Here is a 24,475-nt window from a genome sequence, read left to right as displayed (position 1 = left end):
TATAAAGAAGCAAATTTATGAGTATACCTCAAGCGTTTACAGAAACGATTACCCTTGCAGACGGCAGGGAAATCACTATCGAAACGGGAAAGCTGGCTAAGCAGGCTGACGGATCTGTAGTGGTGAAATGCGGCGGAACAATGCTTTTAGCAACAGTTGTAGCCAACAAAGAAGCAAATCCTGGTGTAGATTTTTTACCATTAACGGTAGATTACAGAGAAAAGTTCTATGCAGGTGGAAGAATTCCAGGGAATTTCTTCCGTAGAGAAGCAAAGCCATCTGATGATGAAGTGCTTACCATGAGATTGGTGGACAGAGTATTACGTCCTCTTTTTCCTGAAGATTTCCACGCGGAAGTACAGGTGATGATCTCATTGATTTCTTACGACAAAGCAGTAATGCCTGAAGCATTGGCAGGTCTGGCAGCTTCTGCAGCCATTGCGATTACAGATATTCCTTTTAACGGGCCAATGTCTGAAGCAAGAGTAGTAAGAATTGACGGAGAATTATCAGTTAATCCTAGCTATGAAAACTTACTGAAAGCTGATATCGACATTATGGTTGGAGCTACTAAAGACTCCATCGTAATGGTAGAAGGGGAAATGAAGGAGATTTCTGAGCAGGAAATGATTGAAGCAATCAATTTCGCTCACGTGGAGATCAAAAAGCAGATCGAAGCACAGGAGAGATTGGCCGCTAAAGTTGGAAAAGCTTTCCCTAAAAGAGAATACAATCACGAAGAACACGATGAAGAAATTCGTGAAAAAGTATGGAAAGAGTGCTATGATAAAGTATATGAAGTAGCGAAAACTCCATCCAATAAAGAAGAAAGAGGAGAAAAATTCAAAGCGGTTCTTGAAGAGTTCTTAGCCCAGTACGCTGATAACGAAGAAGAACTGGCAAGAGTAACTCCTTTCGTAAAAGTATATTATCATGATGTAGAGAAAGAAGCGATGCGTCAGATGATCCTTGAAGACAATATCCGTCTTGATGGCCGTGACCCACAGACGATCCGTCCGATCTGGTCAGAAATTGATTATCTTCCGGGAGCTCACGGTTCCGCGATCTTTACAAGAGGTGAAACTCAGTCGTTGACAGCAGTAACTCTAGGTTCGGTAAAAGATGCCAACATGATCGACAGCGTAATCACGCAGCATGATGAAAGATTCTTTTTACACTATAACTTCCCTCCGTTCTCAACCGGTGAAGCAAGACCTTTAAGAGGTACTTCAAGAAGAGAAGTAGGACACGGGAACTTAGCTCAGAGAGCTTTAACAGCAGTAATTCCTGCAGAAAATCCATATACAATCAGAATTGTTTCCGATATCCTGGAATCTAACGGATCTTCTTCAATGGCGACTGTTTGTGCAGGTACATTGGCATTGATGGATGCAGGGGTTCAGATTACAAAACCTGTTTCAGGAATTGCAATGGGGCTTATCACTGATAAAAAATCAGGAAAATGGACGGTGCTTTCTGACATTTTAGGAGATGAGGACCACCTTGGAGATATGGACTTCAAAGTAACAGGTACTGCAGACGGTATCACAGCTTGCCAGATGGATATCAAAATCCAGGGACTTTCTATGGACATCATGGAAAAAGCTTTGATGCAGGCTAAAGACGGAAGATTACACATCCTGAATAAAATCACGGAAACGATTTCCCAGCCAAGAGCAGACGTGAAGCCTCACGCTCCGAAAATGGTGGTAATGGAAATTCCGAAAGACTTTATCGGTGCTGTTATCGGGCCTGGTGGAAAAATTATTCAGCAGTTACAGAAAGATACAGATACTGTTATTGCAATTGAGGAAATCGGAGAAATCGGACGTATCGAAATTGCAGGAACAGACAGAGAAAAAATCAATGCTGCTATTGCCAAGATCAATGAAATTACTTTCGTACCGGTTGTAGGCGAAGTTTACAAAGGTAAAGTAGTAAAAGTAATGGATTTCGGAGCATTTGTAGCGATTGCTAAAGGAACAGAAGGGCTTCTTCACATTTCTGAAATCGAGTGGGCCCGTCTTGACAAAGTTCCATATGCAGAAGGTGATGAGGTAGAGGTGAAGTTCATGGGATATGATGACCGTAAGAAAATGAAGCTTTCCCGCAAAGTGCTTTTACCAAGACCTCCGAAGCCTGAAGGAAAACCAAGACACGAAGGACAGGGCAGACCGGAAGGACAGAGAAGACCTGAAGGACAAAAGCCGCAAGGTGAGAGACCACAAAGCGAAAAGCCGGTGGAAAATCAGACTCCTTCTAACGAAGCATAATAAGATTCATTCTTAATATAAAAAATCCCTCAAACTGAGGGATTTTTGCTTTTATGTCATTGCAAAGCATTGAAATAATTTCATTAATTAAATTTTCAAAGGTAAGATTGCTTCGCCTCGCAATGGCTGTAGTTATTAACTTCCCACTCTTTCCTTCAGATCCTCAGCACCTCCCGTTTTTCTGGGCTGTCCGTTCTTAGAAGAACCGAAATTGTAGGTATAGGAGATTGTGGCTACACGCGTATCTCTTTTTACTGCGAAGTTTTCGAGGTAATCATTATAAACGGTCTGCCCTTTGAGATTACTCGTAAAGAATACATCGGTGAAAGAAAGTTTCAGAACACTGTTATTGTTAAACTTCTTTTGTGCCCCGATATTCAGGTACCAGTTCGGTCTCATATTCAGGTAAGCATACACTTCTCTTGCTTTGTAATTTCCGGTAAGTTCTGCCGTAAAACCGTTCCCCAGTTTAAAAGAATTAATACTGTTGATGCTGAATGTAAAATTTCCCTGGTTATTGATCTGCGTTCCTGAAACATTTCCTGTGTATGAACCATAATAGAAATTGGCACTGTTATTCATCTCCCACCATTTCGTCACTTTTACAGGGGCAATCAGGTTTAATCCGAAATAAGAGGCAGAGCTCAGGTTTTCAATCGTTTGTACCGTTACCACCTGTCCATTTTCAGTTACAGGCTTTAAGATATCTGTAATGTTGTCAGAAGTTTTGCTGTAGCTTAATGTGGCAAAATATTTATTGCTCAGACTGTAGGCCAGTTCATAATTCATCGTAATCTGTGGATTAAGATCCGGGTTTCCGGCCTTCAGGGTGGTAGGATCAAGATAGAATTTAAAGGGATTCAGCTGGTTATAGCTTGGTCTTGTAATCCTTCTGCTGAGATTGATTTCAAGATTACTTTTATCCGTCAGGTCATAGCTGAAAACAGCGCTTGGAAACAGCTGGGTATAATTTCTCTTGTTGATCTGATTGGTTGTAATCTGAGTTCCTTTTACATTCGTATTTTCAAGCCTTAACCCTGCCGTGGCTTTAAATTTTTCCCATTTTTTAGACACATTTCCGTAAACGGCATTGATGTTTTCCTTATAAATGAAATGATTGGTTTTACTTAGATCCGGAACAGGAATACCAGAGCTTGCGTTGAAGAATTTCAGATCATTATCTGTTTTTACAAAACTGGTTTTCACTCCGCTTTCAAGCTTCCAGTCGTTACTGAAATTTTTCGTAAGATCAGACTTTAAAGAATAAATATTTAACTTGCCATCCATATCTCCTTTAATAATATCAAGGTTATCTGTACCACTGGAAATATCATGGGTACTGGTATCAAAACTCTGTAAAGATGAATTGGCATAATTGATATAGTCGAAATCGGTAGAAATTTCAGATCCCAGGGAATCTATCGTGTATTTATGATTAAGGTTAAATGAAAGATTGGTCCAGCGGTCATTCGATCTGTTGACTGTTGTAAATGTACTTTCCGGAAGATAGTTACTGCCTAACGTTACATTGGAGTTATCTCCGTTTACATTGAATTTGTTGGAAACCAAACCTGCAGAAAAGCCCAGTATGTTCTTGTCATTCAGATAATAATCCATTCCTGCTTTGGCAACATGGCTGTTGAATTTAAATTTCAGATAGTTGTCCTGCACATATGCTTTTTTAAAATTATTTTCTTCATAGAAGTTCCTGTCCAGTACAAGGCCGTTATAAGCTTCCCTGTAGGCGAAGCTGTAGTTACCAAAAATATTGATTTTTTTATTCCGGTGGTTAATACTGAAACTGTTGTTGTTTTTTACATACTTACCCGTTCCTAAAGATGTGGAAATACTTCCGTTAGTCCCTTTTCTCTGTTCCTTTTTAAGCTTAATATTGATGATTGCAGATCCTGCTGCATCATATTTGGAAGAAGGATTCGTGATAAACTCTATCTTTTCAATGGTAGAAGAGGGAATTCCTTTAAGGTAATTGGCAAGATCGCTTCCTGTCATAGGAGTATTCTTTCCGTCAATCTGAACCAGGAGATTTCCCTTTCCGCGAAGACTGATATTGTCATTACTGTCAATATTCACTCCCGGAGCTTTCTCCAGTACTTCAAAAGCAGAATTTCCCGTGCTGGCGATACTGTTTTCAACATTCATAATCATTTTTCCATCCTGTCTTTCGATAAGAGGTTTGGTTTTGGTAATCGTAACAGCTTCAATAGATTTTACATTCAGGTCAATAGACGGAAGGGTAGTATTTTCAGTCAGAGAGATTTTTTCCGAATGATATATTTCAGAACCATTTCTGTTGATTTTTACCATATAAGTTCCTCCTTTCAGATCATTGAAACTAAACTTACCATTGGCATCGGCAATTTCTGTTTTGATTAATTTATTATCTGCATCAAAAAGGTTGATCTCCATCTGCTCTGTTTTGCCGGAGTTTATATTTCCAGACAAAGACAAGCTCTGCATTGTCTGCTGGGCGGAAATTCTGCTGCTGAACAATATCAGCATGCAGGCGATCATAAGTGAGAGTATTCTGGTCATAGCGTTTTACTTTTTAGGGGTAAGACAGTTTCCTGAAATTTTCAATAAAGCCGAATACATGATTTCAAGTTCTTTATTACTGATACCCTTCAAAGCCGTTTTACGGTTCTTTTCTACGATATTCTGAACCTCCTTAATTACCTTTATCCCGGAATCTGTCACTTCCAGATTGGTTTTTCGGCGGTCTTCAGGATGAACGTTTCTGATTATGTATCCGGATTTTACCATTAAATCAATAATTCTTGTGACAGAAGCATTATCCTTAAAAACAAGATCACCAATTTCATTCTGGGTAATTCCCGGGTTTTCCAGAATTGCTTTGATGATAAGCCACTGATCGATCGTAATCGTGAAACCATGCGCTTTAAGCTGTCGCTGGGCATAGTTTCTGTAGGCTCTGATCGCTTTGTCTATGTTGTAGAATATGATTGAATTTAATTTTTCCATATTTTCAGTTTTAAAATGATAAGTCAATTATTGATATGTCAATTAATTAGTAAATCATCATTTTATTTTGTTACAGTTCCTGAAAAATATTTTCAGAAAAAATTAAAACCCGTCAATCGGTTCCTTTAGTTTTGCCTCTGTGGAAGCCGTATCAGGACCGGAAGTAAAAATGATATCTTCTGTAGTTTTAAATAACCTGTCAATCTGTTTTCGGGTTGAGGCGTCAGGAGCAACTTTGTAAAACTCACGGATCAGGTCTGATGAAGCGGGTTTCTTTGGATACCGGTTATTGTTGAGAAAGTTTTTTAAGGCTGTATTCACATGATCTTCACCTATCAGGTTGCTCAACTGTACCATGGCAATCGCACCTTTGGAATAAGAAATGTGAGGAACATTTCCCGTAGCTTTATAAATAGGTACATTCTCAGACAGTCCTTTTTCATTATCGTAGATCTGCTGGTGTACCTTGATTCTTTCCATCATTTTTTCTTTGCCATGCATTTTTTTATACAGCATCATTTCCGTATACATCGCTAACGTTTCAGTAAGCATTACAGAGCCTTTCCGGTCATCCGGATCAACCCGGCTGTTTCCCCACCAGAGATGGGAAAGCTCATGCCCGGCCAGTTCATTGATGACATCCTGCTTCTTGTCTGCCTGTATATTGGCATGAAAAATCATATCTTCCGGCATAAAGACCACAGAAGGATAGGCAGTGGCGGCAAAGCCCCGGGTAAAAGAAGAAATTTCAGCAAAACTGATGGTTTTAAAAGGATATGGCCCAAAATTCTGCTGACAATAATCCAAGGTAAGCTTAGCATTTTCAAGAAGATGGCTGACGTTTTCAGAATGTTTTTGATGATAAAAGATAGTAACGGCTATCCCTTTATAATTCATGCTTTTTACTTTATATTCTGCAGAAGAAACAGCAAACCGGAAAGGAATCTGCTCTGCTTTATATTCGGAATAATTTCGTCCGGATTTTGTCCATTTTTTTATCAGATCTCCGGTACCTATGGCTGTTTGATCCCTCTCGGTGGAAACAATCATATTGAGGTCGATAAAATCTTTTTTTTCCACTTCAGGAGCTTCTGGTTCTTTCAATCCTGTGCGCTTTCCCAGTTTGAAATGATCGCGCTGTTTCTGATCGTGGATTTCATAATCTTTTTGATAACCAATCACAGGATAATACCTGCTGATTCTCATAAATGATCCGTTTTTTATGACAGCATTAAAAGGCTGATGTCCGTTTACAGCAAACCATTGATATGATAATGTAAAATCAAGAAAAGCAGTTTTTCCCGGCAGAAGAGGTTGTTTTACTATAACTTCCGTGATGTTTTGAAGAATCTCTGTTTTTTCATTTCCTGATGTCATTACAGCAGATTCAAGCTGTAAGTCTTTATTAAAATTGATAAGGATCTTATTAATGGGTTGATTGGTTAGGTTGGTAAGTATATATTTTCCGGTGATCTGATAAGTATTTTCCGAAGGATACAGCTTAATTTCTGTAGTAATACCGGTGATATCAGGCTGTGGAATATGTTCATATTTCCGGTAATTCTTTTCATATTCTACGGAACTTAAGATGTTCTGCTGTTCATTTTTAGGAACGTATCCTTCCATAAAGAATATTCCGGCAATGATCCCTGAGATCAGCAGAAAGATAGTGAAAATCAAAGCGGAAACACGTATTTTTTTAATCTTTACAATACTGTTGAATAACCACAGCATACTGATGATCCCTCCTCCGAATATAAGTCTTTCTGCAAAAGCTTTTTCATAAATTCCATACCCGTTAAAATCACTGTAAGACCCTTTGAAATCTGAAAATATTCTGAGAAGAGGGTAAGAAATGATTTTCCCGGAAACCGGTCCTGACAACATGAAAACAGCAAGAATGGAAATTCCCAGCCCTATAAATTTATTGGGAATTCTGTCATTTATCAACAGGATAAATCCTGAAAATAAGATCAAAGGAAAAGTATTGAAAAGAAAAACACCGAGATAGGCGTTCCAATCAATATGAAAATACTGATAAGCTGCCTGGAAAATAATTCCCTGAACCATTAAAATCCCGGTAAAGAAGAACAGCAGTAAACTGACCGAAACAAAATGACCAGTTAACCGGTTTTTTGCAAAGAAAGTACTGTTTTCAATCAGGTTGAATCCGGAAGATTGGCTTCTCCAGTAAATATCATTCAGAAAATAAGCCGTAATCAGCAGGCCAAGCAGATGAAAATTCTCTGAGATGGTTGCTGCCATCAGTCCGGAGCTTGCATACTTCTGCGGAAGGCGGATTCCTTTTTCAATTTCAGCATACATTTCCATTCCGACTGAGAATAGCAGCAGAATAGAAACCGCAGGAACAGCAATGCTCTTGAACAGATAGGTAAGGTCCGTTTTTACGAAAGAAAATACGGACCGGATTGAACACCACCAGTTAAAGTCTGGAGCAACAATAGAATATTCCAATGTACCTATTTCAGAGAATGATTGAAGGTTTTCCTGTGTTTTTACTTTCTGTCCTGATGTATTGGAGAAAGAAAATAATGTAAAGGATAGCAATAAAAATCCAAAAGAAAGCAGTAAAAATAAGATTCTGTTGAACAGAATATAGCCCGTGAAAGGGACCAGCTGGATATTTTTCTGATGAACTGTAAGATCGCCGGCCTGCAAAAAATAAGCCGATAATCCAAACGGATCGATCAAAGCCGAAAGCTGCTGTGTTTCCAATGACTGAGGGAGACTTCCTGCCATAAACGGGGAATTGGAAAACAGTAAAATGATCATATACAATACATACAGAAGCAGCCCGCCCGCTACCACCATCAGTTTTTTCTTTACTGTAAATGAAATAAGGAACAGAAAGCTGCAGACAAAGAAACTGTTGATTAACCCGAAGATCAATAATGGGTACAGGTAATACAGGATATTAAAATACTCCTGCATTTCACTTCCTGTACGCATCAGCTGCCCGAGGAGGAAGCCCGTCATTAAAAATGTAAAACTTAAAAAAGTCTGAAGGAAATACGCATAAAATTTCCCTTTCAGATAAGTGTATTTTGAAAAAGGAAAAGAAAACAGAATGCTGTCAAATTTTGAATCCTGATCCCTGAACAACAGTTGTAACGCATAAATGATAGCAAAAAAAATAACGGCAAGGCTTAGCATTCCGGTCATAAAACCGATAGTGTAAGGTGAGTTCAGATAAATTCCTTCCCCGGCTGAAAGATTGAACTGGCTGCCGCAGAAGATACCTATTCCTGTTAAAAGTAAAGCCACAAGATAGGCAGGCCAGTGGTAGGTGCTACGTCTGGCTTCGAATATAAATAAAGTGTTCATGGTTAAGGTTTTTGAATAAGCGTATGGAAATAAACGTGTTCCAGTAAAGGGGTTACGGAGATAAAGTCTTTCGGGGACTCTTCAGAAAATACGGTGATGTGAAGTTCTCTTTCCAGCAATTGTCTGCTGATGATCTCATAATTGGAACCATAAGTTTCCAGCTCGTTTTTGTAGATAGGTTTTGACCATATTTTGTTTTCCAGTTCAGCCATCAATGTTCCCGGGTTTCCTTTTCTAAGGATCTGTCCATGATTCATCACTGCCATTTCCGAACAGAGATTTCTGACATCTTCCACGAGATGGGTAGACAAAATAACAATCACTTCCTGACTGATATCGTTGAGCAAAGTATTGAAACGGTTGCGTTCTTCAGGATCCAGTCCTGCAGTAGGCTCATCGACAATGATAATTTTCGGATCACCTAACAGGGCCTGTGCCACCCCAAAACGCTGTTTCATTCCGCCTGAAAAAGTATGGACTTCTTTTTTTGCAAAATCAGAAAGATTGACTTTTTCAAGCAGACCCAGAATTTGGGTTTTACGTTGATTCTTATTGTTAATGCCTTTCAGAATGGCAATATGTTCTAACAAATCATACGCGGACACTTTCGGATACACGCCAAAATCCTGGGGAAGAAATCCCAGATTCTGTTTAATATAATCAGGGTTTTTAACGATATCCACATCATTGAAAAGCAGCGTTCCGGAAGTGGGTTTCTGAAGTCCGACAATGGTTTTCATCAGAGAGGATTTACCGGCTCCGTTCGGACCAAGCAGCCCGAACATTCCGTTTTTGATATCAAGAGAAATGTTCTTAATGGCTTGAAAACCATTTTTATAGGTAAGACTAAGGTTGTTGATGGTTAATGTGTTCATAGCGTTGTGTTTGGGCAATAGAAGGACAGGCGGCCTTTCGGCAGCAATTTTGGGTTTAAAGTTTAAAGTTTAAGTTTATGGCTGGAAGCTGGATGCTAGAAGTTAGAAGTGAACTTTATACTCCACTCTCAAACACTCTGACTCTCAAACCTCGCAACACGCATTCTGAATCCCAACTACTCTTTAAATTCAAGAATATCTCCCGGCTGGCATTCCAGGATTTTACAGATCGCTTCAAGGGTATCGAAACGGACGCCTTTGGCTTTACCGGTCTTCAGGATAGAAAGGTTAACGGGTGTGATACCCAGTTTTTCTGCCAATTCTTTACTCTGCATTTTTCGTTTGGCAAGCATCACATCTAAGTTGACTATAATTGGCATGTTAAATAAATAGGTCTTGTTCGTTTTGCAAATGTAGTCCTTGCTTAAAGATATTCGCAAGAAACAGGCAGAAAATTCCAAGCATAAAGTGAATAAACACCAGTCCCCAGATGATACTTTCTACTTCCACAAAGAAACTCGCGATAATCACCAGCGGAAGAGGAATGAAAATATTATACAGGTAAAATCTCGTCAGCTGCCGTATATTATCCTGTGTAAAAAGTTTCTGCTGAAAAAATACTCTGAAAACCCTGGCGGCCAACCAGAAAAAGATTCCGTATGTGATAAGCACAGACAGAAATGAAAAGATGATATACGGATAGCTGTTGTCAATATTCAGGAAAGGTTTTTCTGTAAACGGATAATTGATATGAAGGTATTTCCCGTCTCCATAAGGCGTAACAGAAAAATCTGTTATAAGGCAGATCAGAGAGTACAGCACAGTGATTAAATATCCCACCGATAATACGGAACAGATATAAAATAGAATTCTTGCAATAATTTTAGTCTGATTCATGATACGCATATTGATATTGCAAATGTATAATTAATTATCGTAAAACAATAATTAATTTAAATAAAATTTTATCCTTTGAAATTAGAATCCATTTCTAAAAAGAAGAAATAGCGTGATCATCACTGTTTTTTGTTAATTTTAAATAACTAAAAATTAAAATAATGGCTTACAGTACTGAACTTGCCGACCGGGTACGCGAACGACTTTCTCTGGAAAATAATATGGAGATTGAAGAAAAGAAAATGTTCAGCGGATTGTCTTTTCTGGTGAACGGGAAGATGTGTATCAACATCAGCCATGAAAATCTGATGTGCCGTTACGATCCTGAACTGGAAGATGAGGTTTCGGAGAAGAAAGGCTTTTTGCCGATGATTATGAAAGGAAAGCAGCTTAAAGGATATTGTTACGTAGAACCTTCAGGTTTCAAAAAGCCTGATGATTTTGAATACTGGATCAAAATCTGCCTTGATTATAATCCGATGGCGAAGGTCTCGAAGAAGTGAGTGGTGCGGGATTCGGGATTCGGGGTGCGGGTGGTTGAGTTTAAGGGTGAAAGAGTTTGAGAGTGGGAGCATTGGCAATTCAACAGTCCCACCATTCATCACTCATTATTATACAGTTTTTCTCTGATCTGAATTAATATTTTTGTTGTTTTATCCAGATCCGGAAAGTCGGGCAGAGTGGTAGTAGAATAATGATCTTCTATGGATTGTATCAGGTTTTCAGCCTTTTGCATGACGCTTTCATACGACTGGTTGCCCGCTTTGATATCTAGAAGTTCGTCACGGTTTTCTACACGAATCGTCAGTGAACCGGTTTTAAAAATCTGTTCACATGACTGCAGCAGCCGGATGGTGTGCATCATATTTTTGCTGTCATAGTTCTGTCCGTGGGTCTGATTAACATTGTAACGGTCTTCATTACGCTCAGCCACCCATTTCCAGTATTCCCTGTAGTCTTTACAGTAAACAGAGTACGCATCAAGATTGCAGAACATATAAGCGACCGGTTTTTCATTTTTAGGAACGGACGATACGCAAACCTGATTAGCCTCTTCATTCTGAATAATTCCTTTATATCCCAATATTCCCGACTCATCGTAAAATAAAGCATACATTCCTTTTGTATGATCAATGCTCACCAATCCGCAATTTTCCTGTGAGAGACCACCCCGTCCTACGGACACCCCTCCAGAGGATCGGAATTCATTCAGCCAGTTTTTCAATGAAACAGAACCTTGTCCGTCAAGGATAAAGCAGAAATCCAGAATCGATTTCCTTTCTTTATCAACAGGGTTTACAATTTTTTTATTGAGTCCTTTGGCCTTTTTAATCTGTGAAACCGCATAACCTGCAAAGGTACCTTTACAGAGTCTGGATAGGAAATCCTCCGTTTTCAGCAGATCCATCAACGGATGTCTGTACAGCATACAATCCTCCGGACTGGCCAGAATTTCCAGGATATTAGGATTGTTTTTCTGCAGCAGTTCTATAAACCTCCCGATTTCATAATAGGTAATATCATTCGTCTCATTGGAAATCTGCGGAATATAGTTCAGCCCAAAGAAATCTTCCTTCGGCAGATAATACACCCCGCGGATATCCGTATCAGAATTTTCCGTCGCCAACCCGAAAGCTCTGCTTCCGGAAATGGCTTCGAAGAGGAGGAGGTTTTTGTTTTTTAGGTCTTGGATGGTCATTTTTATTTAAATTGTAATTTCTTGATAAAATCAATTTTTTGATATTTAATCATGAGATTGTTAATCTCATTTTTTTCAAATCCATAATGGGAACGTCCTGCAATATATCCTTTTTTATCACCATTTATAATCAGAAATTCTTCACCTCCGCACGTTTCAAATGTATAAACCCCAATATAAAAAGCAGTAGTTTTAAATTTCTGAAGGCATTCATTCAAAAATGAAAAATCAATACTTTCAGAAATAAATTTTTTTTCGAGTAATGAATACTCATAATTTCCTTCATCAAGGATATTTTGAAGAAATTCAAAATTTGTATCGGCATCCATATATTTAGTGACAACAAACTCTACAAACTCCTTAGTATAAAATATTTTATAATCATCAGCATTTTTGAGCGCCTGATAATAAAAATTTTCAGATTGTTCAGGAAATGTGGCAAAATAATTCCGGATGTTTTCCGGTATTATTATTCCGTATTTTGACTGTATTGTACTGCAGTGTTCAATGAAAGAATTCTTTTTCTTCATGGATTTAAATTTTAATGTCTTAATACCTCCCTAAAAACCCTCTCCATCTCCCCTTTATCCGCCTTTCCTCCCGATAAGCTTTTCGATTTTTCCTCATTTTCAGCGATTGTTCTCTCCAGAAAATCAAACAGTTCCCAATCGTTCGGGTGGTAATAGGATTCTCCTTTGGTTGCTTTTAAGGCAACAAGATCTTCTATTTTCCGTCTGGTGGTTTCATCTGTTAAAACAAGCAGGTCACTGAATAATACAGGAGGAACTGTTCCCTTTTCTATGATCCATTTTCCTGTTAACGTGGTTCGTAAGCAATAAAAGTAACTTTTTAATTTGACTTCATCACTTCTGCAGGCTTCCAGGTATTTCTTGCTCATGCTCAGATAATGGTAAGAAATGGCAACCGGAGAAAAACAGGCATCTGCCAAAGGTTTGAACAGTTCTACAAACTTTTCATCCGCTTTATAAACGATAGGGGAATAGAACCAGCTCAATAAAGCCGCATTCGACTTTAACAAGAGATGAAACGTCTTTCGCAGGTCCCAACCGGAGCCGTCCAGATCATCTTCTGTCATAAATTCTATTGTTTCATCTTTATCCCAGGGAGAAAGGTACCAGTCTTTTTCATGACGGTATATAAAACGGATATCATAATCACTGTCAGGAGATGCAAAACCCCAGGCTCTGCTTCCTGATTCTACTGCAAGAAGGACTTCCACGCCCCGTGCTGCTTCTATTTCTTTTATTTTTTCAAGTATTTTGGGTGTCATTGTTTTTGATTTATACTGCAAAGTAAAGAGCGAAGTGCGCAATGTTCTTACGTTGTTTTTTTTTGTTGCGGGATCCGGGTTTCGGGTTTGAGAGTAGGAGAGTGAGAGTGTTTGAGAGTGGGAGCGTTATAAGGTCAGAGAGTTTGAAATTGAGGGATATTTAGCTTCCAGCTCCCGGCTTCTGGCTTCCAGCTTATAAAAACTCCAGACAAACCATACAAAATACTCTCTATTTCACTAATATTGCATTTTTCCATTTAACATCACTATAAAGATCCATGTTATCATCAGAATTACAGCATAAAATTGATTTTAAAACAAAACCTTTAGGCGCATTAGGGCATTTGGAACATCTGGCCCATAAAATAGGAATGGTACAAAAAACCACTTCACCACAGTTACTGAATCCTCATATGGTAGTTTTTGCTGCCGATCATGGAATTGCCACTGCAGGCGTAAGTGCCTATCCACAGGAAGTCACCTATCAGATGGTGATGAATTTCTTAGGAGGAGGTGCCGCCATCAATGTTTTTTGCAGACAGAATGGTATTACAATCAAAATTGTAGATGCCGGAGTGAATTTCGATTTTCCGGAAGGACTGAATCTGATTGATAAAAAGGTAAGAAAATCCAGCCGTAATATCCTGGAGGAACCTGCCATGACGCCTGAAGAATACCGGCAGGCTCTTAAAAATGGAAAATCTGTGGTGAATGATATTGCGAAAAAAGGCTGCAATATTATAGGTTTTGGAGAAATGGGAATAGGAAATACATCTGCTTCTTCTTTGATGATGAGCAAGCTCTTTGATATTCCGGTCACCCACTGTGTAGGACGTGGAACCGGATTGAATGACCATCAGCTGCAGAATAAGATCCATATCTTAACGGAAGCGGTTGAAAAATATCCTTCCGAAATGACCGAAGATGAAATTGCCCAGACCTTTGGCGGATTGGAAATTGCCCAAATGATCGGAGCCATAGAAGAAGCATATCACCATAATATGCTGATCATGGTAGATGGTTTTATCGCCACGGTAGCGGTAGCCACAGTCTGGAAAAAGAATCCTGAGATTCTGAACAATTGTATCTTCTGCCATGTAAGCAATGAAAATGCCCATCCTCAGTTATTGGGACTGATGAGAGAACAGGCTATTCTCAATCTGAATCTGCGCCTCGGAGAAGGAACAGGCTGTGCTTTAGCCTATCCGATTATTCAAAGTGCCGTTAATTTCCTGAATGAAATGTCCAGCTTTGAAGATGCTCATATTTCTAATAAATCATCTTAACTTCATACAATAAGAAAGGGGCAATGAAGCCCCTTTTTATCTTAAAATCAATTATAATTAATAAGTGTGTGCAACATCTTTACCTGTAAACATCATTCTTACAGGTTTATTTTGAATGGCATCCTCATTGAATTTATAGATATTAAATATCTGCATCGTAGGGATATACCTGTATAAACCATCATCTACAAGATAAAGTTTTCCGGTATTGGTGTTTCGTACCAGCTGGGTTCCTGAAGTGATGTCCGGTCCTCTTTCTCCTGTGTAATCTTCTATATTTACCTTAAAAACCAGATAGGCTTTACCCTGAACAGCAAACAGATTATTGATCACTGCAAAAGATTCAATACGTCTCAGGGTACTTTCAAATACGATATAAAGGGTTCCTGTCGCATTATCCTGGAAAAACTGTCCGTCATGAACACGGTATGCTTTGGGTTCAGAATCTTTCAGGTAGAAAGCGATTCCTTCATATTCATAGCCGTCTTTTCCGTCTCCCAGCTCATTTTTGTCTCTGGTGTAAAAGTGCGTCTTTTTATCACCGTTGAAATACCTGTAAATAGGAAAACTTCCAGGCTCATCACCATTATAGCTGGTGCCGAGATTTCTTTTCTCCCAATTGCTTTGTCCCACCAATTCATTAGGATTAGTCGTTAATACCAGATCATTGGTTCCTGTGTGAAACCATCTTGTAATGACAGGGCCGGGTCCGTCTGCAGAACCTAATAAACTTTCCTGAAAGTAATAGTCCAGTCCTGGATAGGATTTAGGAAGTTCGGACGGTAACGGAGAGGTATTGTACAGGTGCTTTTTGGTCAGATTACTGTAGAAACCGTAAATAGGATTCGTTAAATAAAAAGATTTTGACCAGATTCCTGCAGGGGGAGGAGTTGGGGTGTCCGGAGTATCTCTGAAGCCTCCTTTTGCTAACATGTTACTACCGGATGCATTTAAGGCTTGTGCTTCATTTACATTGTCCAGCTCATCACCGGGAGCTGAACAGCTTACGATGGATATAAGACATAATCCAACGAAATACGCTTTTTTCATTTGTTCTTTTTTCATGGTTATTAATGGGGCAAAAGTAAAAAATATGCTGAATGCAAAAGGTAAATCTTAAGGTGATAAGATTCATGTTTCTTTTTTTTTTAACTGATCCCTTTACCGTTGTTAAAAGCTTTCCTAATTTTACAGGAACTGACTAAGTAATTTTTTAGACTAAAAAGAAAATGAAAATCCTCAAAAATGAACTGATCTATTTTGCTACAGCACTCATGTTCTTCACCAGAATTCCGGTTCCGTTTACTGTTCCGTATTCCAGTGAGATTATGAATAAATCTCAGAAATATTTTGCGTGGGTAGGTCTTTTGGTAGGATTGATCAATGCAGTGGTGCTTTTTTTTTCTACCATGTTGTTTAACCTTGAGATTGGGATCGTTTTAATGATGATTGCCGGTGTTTTGCTGACAGGAGCTTTCCATGAAGATGGTTTTACAGATATGTGTGACAGTTTCGGGGGCGGATACGGAAAAGAAAAAATCCTGACCATTATGAAGGACAGCCGGGTAGGAGCATATGGTACCATAGGCATTATTCTGCTTTTTGCTTTAAAGTTTTACAGTATTCAGGCGTTGGGTAGTGTCGGTGATCAACCGGTCAGAGTACTGGGAATCATTATTCTGGCCCATACGGTGAGCCGGTTTATTTCAGGAACGATGATCTATACCCACCAATATGTTACGGATATCGATGTCAGTAAATCAAAGCCTCTGGCCAATAAGCCTCTGGATGGAACAGCTTTGCTGGTAGGATTTATTAGTGTTCTGGTGGCTTTTGCCCTGATCCCGGACTGGAGATTGATTTTCGCTTTTGCTTTGGCTTATGCTGGTAAAATATATATGGGCTGGTATTTTAAAAAACATATCGGCGGTTACACAGGAGACTGTCTGGGATCTGTTCAGCAGGTTTGTGAAGTTTTATTTTATCTAGGAACAATCATCGTATGGAAATTCATCTGATCCGTCATACCGCTGTAGAAAATCCTGAAAATCTGTGTTATGGTTTTGCAGAGATGCCTTTAAAGAAAAATTATATTGATGATTTTAAATCGCTGGATATTGATTGTCGTTTTGATGTCATTATTTCCAGTCCTTCTGAGCGCTGCCGTTTGTTAGCGGATTATTTTAAATTTAATTATCACACCGATGAAAGACTCCGTGAAATGAATTTCGGGAATTGGGAACTGAAAAAATGGACCGATATTCCGGAAGAAGAAATCACTCCGTGGTACAAAGATTTCGTCAATATTAAAACTGCCGGCGGAGAAAATCTTCTTGAAATGCAAAACAGAGTTCTCAGCTTCTGGCGGGATTTAATTGGTAGAAAAAGTAAGGAGAAAGTACTCATTATTACTCATGCCGGAGTCATTCGTCTGATCCTTCAGACTGTGCTTCAGTTTCCGCTGGAGAATATGTTTACTATTCAGATTGATTATGGAAAGAAAGTGATTATTCATGTGAATGAAGGGATTTTTTTCGTAAAAAAGGTGAATGTATAATAGCTGTTCTTATTCAATAGGAACGGACTTTAGTCCGTTTAATAAGATTACAGTTTTCAAACGGCTTTAGCCGAAACTTAAGCTGTTTGTAATAGAATACATTTAGGTAATTCTGATTTTTGGAGGCTGGATTTCTACGGAATGACAAACTGTATGGATAAACTATCATTGCAATTGTGTCATTCCATAGAAATCCAGTTGGTGTTATCAGGTAAAATTAATTGGGAATTGCAATTCTGAATACTATTTGAACTGAAACATGAAAATTCTCCTCCCTCGGAGGGGTGGCGGAAATTCAAAGAATTTTTGACGGGTAGTTTTCAGCGTTTACCAGCAAAATTTCACAAAAACGCCACCTGATGCAACCAGATGACGTCTTAGAATTTATTTAAAAATCCTGATAAAACTATCTTTTTCCAGGCTTTCCAGCGAGAAATCAAAATCAGCTTCCGCTTTTTCTGTGGTGATCTCAGCCCCAAGCTCTTTTACAAGCTCATTGAAGGACATTGCTTCATACCATTGCTGGTATAATGCCGTTGTTGCCATCGTAGAAACCTGATTATTTCCTGAAACATGAGAATGACCTGCTCCGAAATTCAATAGTACGAAACATTGTTTTTCGTTTTTTGTGGCCAGCATTCCCAGAATCATTTGCTTCTGGACAGCGTTACATCTGGCTTCAGCAAACAGATTATTAGGATTCATCATATAGTCATAAGAGATATTATCTCCTTTTCCGATAATGATTTTATATCCGGAATCCGCATTCCCACTGAAAACGTTGTTCATCACAAGTGTTGGTGCACAATGTCCTTTATTGGCGTAAAGATATTCAACGGCACCATTGGGTGCAGAAGTCATATCTCCGGAGTACATCAGCTGTCCGTTTTCGTGATTATAAGCAGCATTCCAGCCTATTTTTCCTGCAATATTCAATCCTGAAAGGTCAAGGTCACGGGCACCCCAACGATCTTCCCAATAGACCCCTACAGCAAGTCTTTCAGCATAAAAACGGGTTCCGGCAGGAATATTTCCTACAAACATCTTTTCAGAAGTTGGTAATGCAAATTCTACATGCTCAGGGAAATAGAATTTCTTTCCGGATAGGTTTTCATACTTCAGTTTCAGAAAATCCAGAATAAAATCATAATTGAACTGATTCACGTAAGTTTCCTTCCCTTTTTTAGTCCATGATTTTCCGTTTCGCACTCTGTACACAAAGGTATCCTGCCCATACATTCTTGAATAGCATGCTGACAATGCTTTGAACAATGCAAACGGTGTCGCATTTTCCAGCCAGTGCCAGTCGCTGTTTTCCAGCAATGTATTGGTGGCATTATTCAACGGATTTGTGATCAGTGGTTTATGATGCACTTTAGACAGCTTTGATATTTTATTGACGGCTTTCGGAGCTCTGCTTTTGTAAGCCAGGAATAAAGGTTTGAACCTATTGAAAATTTCTGCCATTTTTTCCAGACCGAAGCTTTCAAACAAATAGGTTGGATTGAAATTACTCTGTTTGATCAGGTTAATCAGATCATTATTTTTGATTAAAAGCGTCGTGTTGGTTGTTTTATAAATAATATAACGGAAAAACTCAACAGGATTTTCAGGGTAAATATCGTACTGGTCGGCTATTTTTATAATGGCTTCCTTATTTCTGATATTTTCTTTTCCTGTAAAATCATATTCCAGTTCGTTATGCAGAATATCAAGCAAATCATCAATGGTTTCTTCCTTTAAAGCCATTCCTGATTTTAAAAGAGAAAGACATTTTTCCTGCATTTCTTCCACAGTATACGCTTTGATGACTTTAAAAACCATCTTCATATCCGGGACATTCAGTATTTCAGCAGGAATATAAATTTCGTTCTGAAAATCACTTCCATAGGTTGAAACATAATGGGTGATCTGTTCAATTAATAAATCATATCTGGAGGTATTCTTTATTTTCTCCCATGATTTATGGAAGGTTTTATTCAGGTCATTTCCGTTCAGTTTTTCCTTGGCATAGAAGGATATGATTTCATTTTTTGCCCAAACAGCATCAGGTTCAATGATAAAACCGTCATTGGAAATAAATGGCTTTGCATTCGATTCTTTAGCCAGTACAGCATTGAATAATTGTAGTGTTTTCATTGTTTTAAGTTTAAAAAATAAGTGAGGAGTAATTTCATTAAAAGTGAAGGGTATAGGAACTCCTTTTACCTATAGTTTATAAAAAGCGGGGAGTAATTTATCCAAAAAATATAGGAACTCTCTTTGCCTTATAATGTATAAAAAGGCGGAAAGTAATTTTAACCTTATAGGAACTTTCTGTGCCTGAGTTTTTTCTTTAAAATAATTTTTTAGTGCTGAGAAACTTGGGTTGTTTTTATTTAAACCTTACGGGTTTCTAAAACCCGTAAGGTTTGAGTACACTTTTAAAAATTATGCTTTTCTATATTTCTTCTTTTTCTTCCATGGTGCATTTTTCTGCACATCTCCGGCCATGATACATCCGTAAGGCATTACTTCATCCAGAACTTCACAAAGTCCGTACTCTTCAATCTGCGCTCTTACATTCTTGGCACTTTTATAAGCGCTTGGAAGTTCAGAAATATCAATTTCATTGGAATAGAAACGGATATCCAATCCGGCGGTTTCCTCATTGAAGATTTCCTCAGTCGTTTTATGAGCCAGAGACTTTTTATGCTGGCTTCTGCTGAAGTTTCTTCCTGCTCCATGCGGTGCAAAACCTAAGTTTCTTTCGTTAGTTGTTCCCTGAACAATCAGTACCGGTTCAGCCATATTCAATGGAATCAGTCTTGGTCCCGTAATATCAGGCATAAATTTATCATCCAGCGGAGTTGCTCCTTTGGCATGGTAGAACAGGTCTCCATCCTTGAAAACGAAATTATGTTCGTTCCAGTATCTGTTTTCCTTTTCCATTTCAAGCTTGTTCAGAACAGCATCATGGATGGAAGTATGGTTTTCTTTAGTCCATTGTCTGATCAGCTGAAGCGCTTCCCAATAGGATTTACCTTCTTCCGTATCATAAGGAATCCAGGCATTTTCTCTCAATGTTTCGGGAGAAATTTCCTGTCTGAAACGGTTGGCCACCTTCATTCCTTTATCATATAAAGCAGCTCCCGGGGCTCTTGATCCGTGATGGGTTACCATCATGGTATTTCCTGTATTTTTGGAAATTCCGACAAAAAGGAAGTGGTTTCCGTCTCCCTGGGTTCCCATATGAGAACGGGCAATGCTGATCAGCTTTTCATCATTTAAGAATTCATTTTCTCTGAAAGCCTCCATCAGTTCCTGGGACATCGGCATCTGTTCTCCTCTTGGTCTTCCTCCATACCCGAAGTGTGTTACAGAATGCGCAGCATCCAGAACATCTTTTGGATTGGCTTTTCCAAAATCCGTCAGCATCACAGAACAGCAGATATCAGCGCTATGGAATCCCGGGTGAATAGCATTTTGCGCAATCACCACGCCACCTACCGGAATCTGACCTTCAGGACCGGTAGGGCAGGCATCCGGCATTAAAGCTCCGCCAATCAGAGTAGGGGTTTTCATCAGAACACCCATTGTTTTGATTACTTTATCTACATTATCATTCTCACTTTCATGCTCAGCCCGGATGTTGATCATAAAATCTTTAGCTGTCTCGTGAAGCGGAATAAGCTCCGGCTGGGTGAACTGAGCCAGATATTCTGTGATCTGCTGTTCATTCAGTTTATTCTCATTGATATAGCTAATGGCATCTTTAAACCATTTTCCAGGTCTATATCCTAATTCGATTAAATGATTTCCATTAAATTCCATTGTTGTTTCATTTTGATGATGCAAAGTAACAACCTTATTACGCAATAGTTTTGCGTAGATAAAGAAATTTTAATTATTTTTACAAAAATTAAAAATCAGATCATCCAGGGTGGAAATCTGTATGAAATAAATAAAAAATAATAAAACCGATATCTATGGTACTATTAGAACAATTAAAACATTTCCCTGAAACCATTCAGTTTAGTGATGTTGTCGCTTATATTGACGAACATTATGAGTTTACACCTACTGCTTTTCAAAACGGAGATACTACCAATCAGGCCGGGCAAAACAATGGTTCATGCAAGGTTTTCAGCTTTGCCAGCATGCAGGATCTTACAAAAGAAGAAACTCTTTGGCTGTTTGGTGAGTTTTACAGAGAAGATGTTTTGAAAAATCCCGAAGGAACTGACCATCAGAATATCCGGAACTTTATGAAATTCGGCTGGGATGGAATTACCTTTGATGACAATGCTTTAAAAGAAAAATAATTTTAAGAAAGAGCAGAAAAAAGCAAATTTCATTTAAAAACACCCAATCATTAAACACTAAGGTATGTCATCCAATAAAAATGCTCTGATCCGGTATAAAACATTAGATAAATGTCTTAAAAACAAATACAGGAAATATACGCTGGAGGATCTCATTGATGAATGTTCGGAAGCATTGTTTGAATTTGAAGGGAAAGAATCCTATGTAAGTAAACGTACAGTTCAGCTGGATCTTCAGAATATGCGGAGTGAAAAATTCGGATATGAGGCTCCTATTGAGGTTTACGAAAGAAAATACTACCGTTACAGTGATCCTGAATACAGTATTCACAATATTTCGGTGAATGAAAGTGATCTGAAAGCGATGAATAATGCAGTTCAGATCCTGAAACAGTTCAAGGACTTCTCCATGTTCAAAGAGATGAACGGGGTCATTCAGAAGCTGGAAGACTCTATTCATGCAACCAGCCAGAAATCAATTATTCATCTGGATAAAAATGAACAGCTGAAAGGCTTGGAACATATTGATATTCTGTACGACAGTATTGCTAATAAAAAGGTTTTGAAGATTCTTTATAAAAGTTTTACGGCAAGGGAATCCAGTATATATACCGTCCATCCTCAGCTGCTGAAGGAATTTAACAATCGTTGGTTCCTGATCTGTCTTTACAAACAGAAAATGTACAATCTGGCACTGGACAGAATGGAAAGTATTGAAGTGGATGACAATCTCCGGTATATTGATAAAAACCTGGATGGGGATGAATATTTCAAAGATATTGTAGGAGTTACCGTATCAGAATCAATGGATCCGAGAAACGTGATCTTCTGGGTAGATGCAGGAAATGCACCGTATGTGAAAACCAAGCCGCTGCATAAAAGTCAGGAGGTTATCAGAGAAGACCATGAGGGTACACTTTTTAAAATCTGTGTCCAGATCAATTTTGAGCTGGAAAGACTGTTATTAGGGTTCGGAGATTCTCTGATTGTGCATAAGCCAAAGAAATTAAGGCTGAAAATGGAGGAAAAGTTCAGTGCTGGATATAAAAATTATCAGAACCTGATCATCCCTGAAGAAATCTGATTGATTTAAATGCTTTATTATCATCAGGTTATAAAGATGTGTTTGTTTCTTTATTCCATCTTGGCTTGGAAATTGCATTATTTATAATCACAAAATTATATGTATGAAATCAAGAATATTTAAAGCATTAATTGCAATCATAGCACCCATAGCAATAGAATATATTGTTAAAAAAATATCTGAGAAACTTGATAAAAAAGAAGATCAGAAAGAAAAAGAACCAAAGCAGATTACGGCTTAAACGTAAAGTAGTTAAAATTTAAAATTATTGAAAAGAGACTGTCATAACTAGGTACAGTCTCTTTTTTTATTGTTAATGGACTTTTTTGATGAACGCTGAGAACCACCCCGTCAAAAATTCTATGAATTTTTGCCACCCCTCCAGAGGAGGGGAATTCTTATGTTTCAGTTGAGTTATTGGTCAGAATTGTAATTTTTTGCGAGATTGTGGCTGGATTTCTACGGAATGACACAATTGTAATGATGGCCTATTCACACAGTATGTCATTCCGCAGGAATCCAAATTGTTTATTAATTATGTGAATGTAAGGTTTCAAAAGCTTAAGTGCACTTCTCAAGCATTTAATAGTATCTGAAACAACTTAAGCGTTTAAAAAAGCTTTTGTGACTTTGCGGTTTGTTTACACAAAATCATAAATCCCGTCTTTCCATCCCAATACTTTGGAGGAGTCTGCGTTTAGCCAGTTTTTTAGGATCGTAGCATATACTTTCCTGAAGTCTTCTTTGTAGATCAGATCGCCTTCATTCAGATTCTGCAGATCGGGAAGGGTGTTTAACAGTCCCTTCTTCTTAAGGCTTCCGCCGATAAAGAACATCTGGTTGGCTGTTCCGTGATCAGTTCCGTTGCTGGCATTCTGAGCCACACGGCGTCCGAATTCAGAAAATGTCATCAGTAAAATATTCTTGAAGAGTCCATTGCTTTTCATATCGGCAACGAAAGATTTTACCGCCTCATTGATATCATTGAACAATTTTTTCTGCCGGTCATTCTGATTCACGTGAGTATCAAAACTTCCTATTGAAAGATAGTAAACCTGAGTATTGATATCTGACTTTATTAAAGAAGCTACAGTCTTAAAGTCTTTTCCCAACTGGGAATTCGGATAAGTCTGCTCTGTCTTTTTAGCTTTGCTTTTTTCAAAAATATAATCGGCATTATTGATGGTGGAGCCTAAAGTCTGATAAAGATAGGACACTGTTTCATCATCATGATGGTGGTCATAAAGAGACTTGAAATATTTTTCCTGACTCGTCTGGTAGAGCCTTTTAGGATCTTTAAATGCGAAAGCTTTGTTATTTTGCCCTTTCAGGGCAAGACTGAGCATATCATCCACCTCAAGTGCCTGGGTAGGATGGTCGCACCGGTAGCATTCTTCGTCCAGGAAACGTCCCAGCCATCCTGTTTCCAGAAACTGATCACTTCTGCTGGCTGACTGCCAGATATCCATGCTTCGGAAATGAGATTTGTCCGGATTGGGATATCCTACATTATTCATCACAGAAAGCTCTCCATTATCAAAAAGCTCTTTAAAATAGGAGAGAGACGGATTGATCCCCGCCTCATCTGTTAAAGGTATTGAATCCTGAACAGCCAGTGTTTTCCTTTCCCTGAAATAAATGTCATTTTTAGCCGGAATAATAGTATTCAGCCCGTCATTTCCACCCGTAAACTGAAGAACGACCAGGATATTCTGACTGGGATTCAAAGCTTCATCCAGCGTCATAGCTTTTAAGAAATTAGGCATCAGCATAGAGGCTGTAGCCAGTGAACTTATTTTGAGAAATTCTCTTCTTTTGATTAGCATAATTTCGTTTTTAGGGTTTTAAGGTGGCAGATGATAGG

21 protein-coding genes are annotated in these 24,475 nt (G+C 38.5%); 8 read left to right on the top strand and 13 right to left on the bottom strand.

What is annotated here, in order from left to right:
* The first annotated feature begins 17 nt into the window (after positions 1–17).
* Complete coding sequence (locus ACR1PO_RS13650) at positions 18–2,273, top strand: polyribonucleotide nucleotidyltransferase (protein WP_332389037.1); 2,256 nt, start codon at positions 18–20, stop codon at positions 2,271–2,273.
* A gap of 135 nt (positions 2,274–2,408) precedes the next feature.
* Here the strand turns inward: ACR1PO_RS13650 and ACR1PO_RS13645 are convergent, their stop codons facing one another.
* From ACR1PO_RS13645 to ACR1PO_RS13620, 6 genes are all read right to left on the bottom strand, one after another.
* The gene (locus tag ACR1PO_RS13645) at positions 2,409–4,826 is read right to left on the bottom strand and encodes a TonB-dependent receptor domain-containing protein (protein WP_433987106.1); all 2,418 of its coding nucleotides are present in this window, start codon (positions 4,824–4,826) and stop codon (positions 2,409–2,411) included.
* Positions 4,827–4,832: 6 nt separating this feature from the next.
* On the bottom strand, positions 4,833–5,273 hold the full coding sequence (locus tag ACR1PO_RS13640; protein ID WP_332389039.1) for a MarR family winged helix-turn-helix transcriptional regulator: 441 nt from the start codon (positions 5,271–5,273) through the stop codon (positions 4,833–4,835).
* Positions 5,274–5,375: 102 nt separating this feature from the next.
* Entirely contained in the window at positions 5,376–8,618 is a 3,243-nt protein-coding gene (locus tag ACR1PO_RS13635; RefSeq protein ID WP_433987105.1) for an ABC transporter permease/M1 family aminopeptidase, read from the bottom strand.
* 2 nt (positions 8,619–8,620) lie between these two features.
* Positions 8,621–9,493 (bottom strand): ABC transporter ATP-binding protein, encoded by an 873-nt coding sequence (locus ACR1PO_RS13630; protein WP_433987104.1) that lies wholly within the window; start codon positions 9,491–9,493, stop codon positions 8,621–8,623.
* Between the two features lie 176 nt (positions 9,494–9,669).
* Complete coding sequence (locus ACR1PO_RS13625) at positions 9,670–9,873, bottom strand: helix-turn-helix domain-containing protein (protein WP_002980904.1); 204 nt, start codon at positions 9,871–9,873, stop codon at positions 9,670–9,672.
* A 1-nt stretch (position 9,874) separates the two neighbouring features.
* A complete protein-coding gene (locus ACR1PO_RS13620; RefSeq protein ID WP_433987103.1) occupies positions 9,875–10,390 on the bottom strand; it encodes a DUF2975 domain-containing protein in 516 nt (171 codons plus the stop codon).
* Between the two features lie 161 nt (positions 10,391–10,551).
* On the opposite strand from ACR1PO_RS13620, the gene ACR1PO_RS13615 reads away from it, so the two are divergent.
* Positions 10,552–10,893, top strand: a complete 342-nt coding sequence (locus tag ACR1PO_RS13615; protein ID WP_433987102.1) for a TfoX/Sxy family protein — start codon at positions 10,552–10,554, stop codon at positions 10,891–10,893.
* 98 nt (positions 10,894–10,991) lie between these two features.
* Here ACR1PO_RS13615 and ACR1PO_RS13610 read toward each other — a convergent pair whose 3' ends face one another.
* The 3 genes from ACR1PO_RS13610 to ACR1PO_RS13600 are packed head-to-tail and all read right to left on the bottom strand — an operon-like array spanning position 10,992 to position 13,380.
* Entirely contained in the window at positions 10,992–12,089 is a 1,098-nt protein-coding gene (locus ACR1PO_RS13610) for a nucleotidyltransferase domain-containing protein (RefSeq protein WP_332389045.1), read from the bottom strand.
* Positions 12,090–12,091: 2 nt separating this feature from the next.
* Positions 12,092–12,619, bottom strand: a complete 528-nt coding sequence (locus ACR1PO_RS13605) for a hypothetical protein (protein ID WP_433987101.1) — start codon at positions 12,617–12,619, stop codon at positions 12,092–12,094.
* 11 nt (positions 12,620–12,630) lie between these two features.
* Positions 12,631–13,380 (bottom strand): nucleotidyltransferase domain-containing protein, encoded by a 750-nt coding sequence (locus ACR1PO_RS13600; protein ID WP_433987100.1) that lies wholly within the window; start codon positions 13,378–13,380, stop codon positions 12,631–12,633.
* 278 nt (positions 13,381–13,658) lie between these two features.
* Here ACR1PO_RS13600 and cobT point away from each other — a divergent pair, with 278 nt between their 5' ends.
* Complete coding sequence (cobT, locus tag ACR1PO_RS13595; protein WP_433987099.1) at positions 13,659–14,666, top strand: nicotinate-nucleotide--dimethylbenzimidazole phosphoribosyltransferase; 1,008 nt, start codon at positions 13,659–13,661, stop codon at positions 14,664–14,666.
* Positions 14,667–14,723: 57 nt separating this feature from the next.
* Here the strand turns inward: cobT and ACR1PO_RS13590 are convergent, their stop codons facing one another.
* A complete protein-coding gene (locus ACR1PO_RS13590) occupies positions 14,724–15,731 on the bottom strand; it encodes a hypothetical protein (RefSeq protein ID WP_433987098.1) in 1,008 nt (335 codons plus the stop codon).
* A gap of 164 nt (positions 15,732–15,895) precedes the next feature.
* On the opposite strand from ACR1PO_RS13590, the gene ACR1PO_RS13585 reads away from it, so the two are divergent.
* Positions 15,896–16,684 (top strand): adenosylcobinamide-GDP ribazoletransferase, encoded by a 789-nt coding sequence (locus tag ACR1PO_RS13585; RefSeq protein ID WP_433987097.1) that lies wholly within the window; start codon positions 15,896–15,898, stop codon positions 16,682–16,684.
* A complete protein-coding gene (gene cobC / locus ACR1PO_RS13580) occupies positions 16,669–17,223 on the top strand; it encodes an alpha-ribazole phosphatase family protein (protein ID WP_433987096.1) in 555 nt (184 codons plus the stop codon). The genes ACR1PO_RS13585 and cobC overlap by 16 nt, the downstream gene beginning before the upstream one ends.
* 384 nt (positions 17,224–17,607) lie before the next feature.
* Here the strand turns inward: cobC and ACR1PO_RS13575 are convergent, their stop codons facing one another.
* Both ACR1PO_RS13575 and ACR1PO_RS13570 read right to left on the bottom strand, forming a co-directional pair.
* Entirely contained in the window at positions 17,608–19,362 is a 1,755-nt protein-coding gene (locus ACR1PO_RS13575) for a hypothetical protein (protein ID WP_433987095.1), read from the bottom strand.
* Positions 19,363–19,653: 291 nt separating this feature from the next.
* On the bottom strand, positions 19,654–20,454 hold the full coding sequence (locus ACR1PO_RS13570; protein ID WP_376779110.1) for an RtcB family protein: 801 nt from the start codon (positions 20,452–20,454) through the stop codon (positions 19,654–19,656).
* Between the two features lie 737 nt (positions 20,455–21,191).
* Between ACR1PO_RS13570 and ACR1PO_RS13565 the strand changes: the two genes are divergently transcribed.
* From ACR1PO_RS13565 to ACR1PO_RS13555, 3 genes are all read left to right on the top strand, one after another.
* Positions 21,192–21,527, top strand: a complete 336-nt coding sequence (locus tag ACR1PO_RS13565) for a HopJ type III effector protein (RefSeq protein ID WP_332389055.1) — start codon at positions 21,192–21,194, stop codon at positions 21,525–21,527.
* Positions 21,528–21,591: 64 nt separating this feature from the next.
* Positions 21,592–22,611 (top strand): helix-turn-helix transcriptional regulator, encoded by a 1,020-nt coding sequence (locus ACR1PO_RS13560; RefSeq protein ID WP_433987094.1) that lies wholly within the window; start codon positions 21,592–21,594, stop codon positions 22,609–22,611.
* A gap of 103 nt (positions 22,612–22,714) precedes the next feature.
* Positions 22,715–22,852, top strand: coding sequence for a hypothetical protein (locus tag ACR1PO_RS13555; protein ID WP_002980888.1), 138 nt, complete (start codon positions 22,715–22,717; stop codon positions 22,850–22,852).
* Positions 22,853–23,252: 400 nt separating this feature from the next.
* Here the strand turns inward: ACR1PO_RS13555 and ACR1PO_RS13550 are convergent, their stop codons facing one another.
* A complete protein-coding gene (locus tag ACR1PO_RS13550; protein WP_433987093.1) occupies positions 23,253–24,437 on the bottom strand; it encodes a DUF1501 domain-containing protein in 1,185 nt (394 codons plus the stop codon).
* Between the last annotated feature and the right edge of the window lie 38 nt (positions 24,438–24,475).

Source organism: Chryseobacterium amylolyticum, assembly GCF_051011775.1.
Classification (GTDB): domain Bacteria; phylum Bacteroidota; class Bacteroidia; order Flavobacteriales; family Weeksellaceae; genus Chryseobacterium.
This window is presented reverse-complemented; position numbering and strand designations above follow the sequence as displayed.